Origin of the sequence: Corallococcus praedator (assembly GCF_003612125.1) — a bacterium.
In the GTDB taxonomy this organism is placed as follows: Bacteria; Myxococcota; Myxococcia; order Myxococcales; family Myxococcaceae; genus Corallococcus; species Corallococcus praedator.
Map to the genome: position 1 here is coordinate 1 of NZ_RAWI01000574.1, position 4488 is coordinate 4488.

Here is a 4488-nt window from a genome sequence, read left to right on the forward strand (position 1 = left end):
CGGCCGGGGGCGGGGGCGGGTACAGCACCGCGGTGATGGCCTGGAACTCCAGGGGCGACATGCGCTGGGCGTCCAGGTTGGTGGCGAGCACGGCCTGGGCCTTGCCCATCATCCGCAGGGAGGCCCCGGCGGCCTTGAGCAGGGTGCGCGAGTCCCGGCGGTCCAGGGCGGCGCTGTGCTTCTGGACGAAGTCGACGGACTCCTTCGCGAGCACGTCGTAGGCGGGCAGCGTCGCCTCGCGCACGGCCAGGTAGGGCTCGAGCCGCGCCTCGTCCAGCTTCAGCCCCTGGCCCGCCGGGGGCGGCGTGAAGGGATAGCGGGTGTTGAGCTCCGCGAACCGCTGGGTGAGGGCCTGCGAGTCCATGAGCGCGTCCACGCCCGAGCCGCCCATGTCGCGGTCCGCCCAGACGCCCAGCGCGACGAGCCCCAGCAGGCCCACCACGACGAGCCCCACGACGCCCAGCACCCCACCGATGACCCACTTCTTGTTCATTGCGACCCTCCGCTCGACACCCGGAAGGCAAGGCCATCCCCACCGGAGGCCCCGTTGCTACCCGGGCCGTCCTCCCAGGGCAAGCGCGCCCCTGCTCCTGGAGGCTCAAGGCTTGCGCCGGGCAGACGGCCGGACCCATCTCCGCTAGGAAGACGCCCATGGCGGGACGGGAGGACGCGGCGAGGGACGAAGCGCGGGGGGCGTCCGGCGGCACCTCCGCGCCAGGGCCGGAAGACGTCCCGGGCCCGGACGCGGCGCCCTTGCAGCCGGGCGGTTCGTGGCGGGCGCAGCGGGAGTTGTGGGGCGAGGCCGGCTGGCGCCGCTGGGTGGTGGCGAGTGCGTTCGCGCGGCTGGGCGGGACGATGGCGCCCTTCGCGTTGCTGCTGGCGGGCGAACAGGCCACGGGGGCGTTCTCGCAGGGCGCGTGGATGGCCAGTGGCTACGCGATGGGCATGGCCGCGGCGGCACCGTTCCGGGGCCGCACCCTGGACCGGCGGCGCCTGCCGGGCGGGTTGCGCAACCCCCTGCTCGCCCAGGCCACGGTGTTCCTGGCGCTCGCGCTCGCGTGCCACCTCAAGGCGTCCCTGTGGCTGCTGTTGCCGTTGTCGGTGGTGGGCGGCGTGGTGCCCGCGGGGGTCGTCGCGGCCTACCGCGCGCTCCTCCCCGCGCTGGTGCCCCGGGCGCGGCTGGAGGCGGCGTTCGCCATCGACGCGGTGCTGATGGAGGTGCAGTGGATATTGGGCCCGTCGCTGGTGGGCATGCTCGCGCTGGCCGATGCGACGCTGGGCGTGGGCGCCATCGCGCTGACCGGGCTTTCGGCGCTGGCGCTCAACTGCTTCCTGCCGGACCGCGAGCCGGTGCCGGGACCTCCGGTGGCCGCCACGCTGGCGTCGCTCGCGCCCTTCTTCCGGGGACTGCCGAGGCTCCTCTACCTGTCGTCGCTGGCGGTCGGGGTGAGCTGGGGCGTGGTGGACGCCGCGCTGCCGCCACGGCTCGTCCAGGTGGGCTCGCGTCCCGAGGCCTGGGGTGGACTCACCGCGCTCCTGTCCGCCGCGAGCGCCGTGGGCGGCCTGCTGTACACCGGCACGCTGAAGGGACGCGTCACCCGGGACGGCGTCATCCTGGGCCGCTGTCTCTTGTTCCTGGCGCTGTGGGGCGTGCTGCTGGTGCCGCTGGGCCTGGTGGCGAACCTCTGGGCCCTGGGCGCGGCCCTGGCGGCGGCGGGCCTCTTCCTGGCGCCGCAGTCGGCGATGCAGGCGACGCTGCTGCAGCGGCAGCTTCCGGACAGCCGTCAGGCGGAGGGCTTCGCGCTCTCCAACGCCAGCTTCGCGCTGGGCCTGGGGCTGGGCAGCGGGCTGGTCGCCGTGCTGCTGGACACGGCCGGGCCGCATGGCGCGCTGCTCACCGCCGGAGTCCTGCCCGTGCTGGTGGCGGTGGGGGGCGCGCTCGTCTGGCGCTCCCGCGTCTGAGGGGCGCAATGCCCCTACCCGCCCCCCTCCAGCGGGGGATGGCGCGGCAGGTGCACGAGGAACGTGGTGCCATCCTGGGCGTTGGAGCGCACGCGCAGGCGGCCCGCGTGCGCATCCACGATGTGCTTCACGATGAACAGCCCCAGCCCCAGCCCGTGGGCCATGCGGTTGCCCTCGCTGATCTCCGCGCGCTTGAGGGGTTCGAACAGGTGCGGCATCAGGGCGGGCGGAATCGGGCGGCCCTGGTTCTTCACCGCGAGCGTCACCATCCCCGCATGACCGCGCAGTCGCACGCGCACCGGGCAGAGGGCGTCCCCGTACGCGAGCGCGTTGTTCACCAGGTTGGTGATGACCTGCGCCAGCCGGTCCGGGTCGCACGACAGTTGGGCGTTGCCCCGGTGGTCCACCTCCAGCCGCCGGTCGGGGTGGGCCTGCTGCACCTCGTCCATCACCTGACGCACCAGCTCCACGAGGTCCACCGAGCGGGGCGCCATGGGGATGCCGCCGCCCAGCCGGGCCTGGGTGAAGTCCAGCACGTCATGCAGCATGCGCTGGGCGCGCTCCGCGCTGGAGAGGATGCGGGCGACGGCCTTCTGTTCGCGCGGATCCGCGTCCTCGCGCCGCGCCAGGGTCGTGGCCGCCATGGTGATGGCGGAGATGGGGTTGCGCAGGTCGTGCCCGACGATGCCGATGAGCAGCTGCTCGAACTCCGCGCGGCGCTTCGCCTCCGTCTCGGCCGCGTGCCGGTCGGTGACGTCCTGCATGGCGCCCACCATGCGGAACGGACGTCCCTCCAGGTTCTTCACCACGCGGCCCCGGTCCTCGACGAAGGCCCAGGTGCCATCGCCCCGCCGCAGCCGGTACGCCGTCACCCAGCGGCCTTCCGGACTGTCGATGGCGTCCAGCAGTTCCTGCGTCACCCGCACGCGGTCCTCGGGGTGCAGGCTGGAGGCCCACCACGCCATGTTCAAGGGGGCCGCGTCCCTGGACGTATCCAGCCGCAGGACGCGCGCCGCCAGCTCACTCCAGTGGATCTCATTCGTCAGCAGATCCCAGTCCCAGATGATGTCGCGGGTGGCCAGGGTGGCCAGCCGGTAGCGGGTCTCCGACTCGCGCAGCTCCTGCTCCGCCCGGTGCCGCTCGGTGATGTCCAGCGACACGCCCGACACGCTCACCACCCGGCCGTCCACATCGAACACCGGCAGGAAGCGGACCTCGAACCAGATGTCGAACATGTACATCTCGATGGACAGCCGCTCCCCGGCCAGCGCGCGCAGGACGGCCTCCAACACCTCCCGCCGGTCCCGCAGCAGCTCGAACACGGAGCGCCCGCGCATCGCCTCGGACTGCTCGGCCACGGCCTTGACCCCTTCGCCCTCCACCAGGGTGATGATGCCCTGGGCGTCGAAGGCCCAGAGGACGACGGGCAGCTGGGTGAGCACGCGCTGCAGTTGCTCGCGGGCCTCGTCCCGCTCCTGGCGCAGCACCCGGGTGACGGTGGTGTCCGTGGACACGCCGCACACGACCCACGCCTCGCCATCCGCGACGGTGGGCAGGGGGAACTTCAGCGTGTGGTAGATGTGGAGCCCGTCGGACTGGGGCACCTCCTCGTCGAACACCAGCGGCTTGCGCGCCTTCAGCACCCGCCGGTCATTCTCCAGGAAGCGCTCCGCCGTCTCCCGGGGGAACAGCTCCAGGTCGGAGTGTCCCAGCACCGTGCTCCGCGAGTGGCCGGAGATGACCTCGAAGGGGTGGTTGATGAAGAGGTAGCGGCCCTGCGCGTCCTTGGCGTAGATGGCCGCCGGAGCATGGTCGAGGATGGTCTGCAGCCGCCCCTCGCGCGTCCTCAACACCCGTTCGTGTTCATGGACGAAGTGCCCCACCGACTCCGTCAGGCCCCCGTCCAGCGCGCGCCAGAGGGCCCGCAGCTCCTCCGGCCTCAACGCGCGGTGGGACGACTCCAGTGCATCCAGGATGACGTCGCGCAGCAGGGCGTACTCCTCCACCATGGATTCCACGGCGGCCCCGGAATGGAAGCGATTGCGGCCATGGTCGCGCGCCGGCTCCCGGACCGGGCCGTCCGCCCACTCCGCCCCCGGCCCCTGGCGCAGGGAGAGGACCAGCCCGTCCACCAGTCGGAGCATCCCCTGCAGACGCTCCTGGAGCGAGGAAGGCTCGTCCCCGAAGGAGGGCCCCATCCGAGCCACCCAGCGCCGGACGATTTCCTCCCGCTTCCCGTGCACGAGGTCCGCGAGCGAGTCCTCCGTGGAGGCGAAGGGGTTCATGCCGCCGCCACACGCTTCCACGGGTCCCTGGACGCGGCCGGATCCGCCCTGCCGCGGGCGGCGAGCTCGACGTGGCGGCGACCGGGGACAGGACCCACCGCCCGCGCGCAGGCCGCTTCCTCTCCGGAGACACCGGTCGGATGAAGCAGGACGCCTGCTGTCGGAAGTCTGGGTTTCACCGTGTCCCTGTCCCCTGGACGCGCCCGGAGTGGAGAGAAGATGGTCATGCCCTCCCTGATGG

2 protein-coding genes and 1 pseudogene are annotated in these 4488 nt (G+C 72.7%); 1 reads left to right on the top strand and 2 read right to left on the bottom strand.

What is annotated here, in order from left to right; all coding sequences use genetic code 11:
* Positions 1 to 493 (bottom strand): annotated as a pseudogene (locus D7Y13_RS38980) (hypothetical protein); the annotation flags it as partial.
* A 158-nt stretch (positions 494 to 651) separates the two neighbouring features.
* Between D7Y13_RS38980 and D7Y13_RS38985 the strand changes: the two are divergent.
* The gene (locus D7Y13_RS38985) at positions 652 to 1962 is read left to right on the top strand and encodes an MFS transporter (protein ID WP_120586081.1); all 1311 of its coding nucleotides are present in this window, start codon (positions 652 to 654) and stop codon (positions 1960 to 1962) included.
* 14 nt (positions 1963 to 1976) lie between these two features.
* Here the strand turns inward: D7Y13_RS38985 and D7Y13_RS38990 are convergent, their stop codons facing one another.
* Complete coding sequence (locus D7Y13_RS38990; RefSeq protein WP_120586082.1) at positions 1977 to 4247, bottom strand: PAS domain-containing protein; 2271 nt, start codon at positions 4245 to 4247, stop codon at positions 1977 to 1979.
* Positions 4248 to 4488: the final 241 nt, after the last annotated feature.

Coding starts and splice junctions, on each gene's coding strand:
- D7Y13_RS38985 (WP_120586081.1), top strand. CDS start 652: ATGGCGGGACGGGAGGACGCGGCGAGGGACGAAGCGCGGGGGGCGTCC.
- D7Y13_RS38990 (WP_120586082.1), bottom strand. CDS start 4,247: ATGAACCCCTTCGCCTCCACGGAGGACTCGCTCGCGGACCTCGTGCAC.